The sequence below is a fragment of the Massilia hydrophila genome (assembly GCF_020208145.1).
GTDB lineage: Bacteria > Pseudomonadota > Gammaproteobacteria > Burkholderiales > Burkholderiaceae_D > Telluria > Telluria hydrophila.
Genome location: NZ_JAHYBX010000069.1, coordinates 1 through 424, shown reverse-complemented (window position 1 = coordinate 424; position 424 = coordinate 1). Strand labels below are relative to the sequence as shown.

Annotated in this window: 1 protein-coding gene; it reads right to left on the bottom strand. The window is 59.7% G+C overall.

What is annotated here, in order from left to right; all coding sequences use genetic code 11:
- A partial coding sequence (locus LE190_RS21530) for a hypothetical protein (RefSeq protein ID WP_225240623.1) occupies window positions 1-262 on the bottom strand: 262 nt, incomplete at its 3' end.
- Between the last annotated feature and the right edge of the window lie 162 nt (window positions 263-424).

Genomic DNA, 424 nt, shown 5'->3' with positions numbered 1-424 from the left:
AGGCAATGCCATCGACGGTCTCGGGACGCGCAGTCAGGAGGTCGCGGACAGCCGAGGCGAGGCCGCCTTGTCCGTCCTTGAACTGATCCAGAAGGCCGCTCGGGTTGGCGAGAAACTCGGTAGCGCGTTCCGCCGAAACGATGCCCGAATTGGCGACACAGCCCGCACTGACGCCGGTCGCGGCGAATGCCGACGGCATCCCGGTGAACGATACGAGTGCTCCGACGACCACAACGAAGCGCCTACCAGAATTCCAGCTCATTGCCCTGCCCATTCCAATTATGTTTACTTTAACTCGACTTGCACGGAATTGCCACGTTCTTTTCGAAATTGCGATGGCAGCGATTGCGCGAGGCCGCACCCGACGATGGCCGCGAAAAACACACCGTAGCCGGGAATTTGCAGCGAGAAATCGATGCAGCTA